This window comes from Neisseria sp. P0022.S010 (genome assembly GCF_051956635.1).
The window spans coordinates 1-436 of the sequence record NZ_JBQCXF010000933.1 but is presented as its reverse complement, the minus strand read 5'-3'; the positions used below and the strand labels follow the sequence as shown (position 1 = coordinate 436).

Here is a 436-nt window from a genome sequence, read left to right as displayed (position 1 = left end):
CTTTAAGGCCATTATCATGCTTTGACAAGGCGAGGGAGGCCGTCTGAAACAAAATTTTCAGACGGCCTTAAAAATATCGACTTGAGTTTTTTACCTTCCGCCCACATATCCGACCCAGTTCAAACTTATTCAAAACACTATCAAAATTATGAGTACCCAAGATTTTTACGAAACCCTTGGTGTTGCCCGCAGCGCTAGCGACGATGAAATCAAAAAAGCCTACCGCAAGCTGGCAATGAAATACCATCCCGACCGCAATCCTGACAACAAAGAAGCGGAAGAAAAATTTAAAGAAGTCCAAAAAGCTTACGACACCTTGTCCGACAAAGAAAAACGCGCCATGTACGACCAATACGGCCATGCCGCGTTTGAACAGGGCGCAGGTGCGGGCGGATTCGGTGGCTTTGGCGGTTTCGGTGGCACGCAAGGCTTCGAT

The 436-nt window shown here is 47.2% G+C and carries 1 protein-coding gene; it reads left to right on the top strand.

All coding sequences use genetic code 11. From position 1 onward, the window contains the following. Window positions 1-148: 148 nt before the first annotated feature. Window positions 149-436 (top strand): DnaJ domain-containing protein (locus ACTHUT_RS22180; protein ID WP_440419971.1); only part of this gene is annotated, 288 nt, incomplete at its 3' end.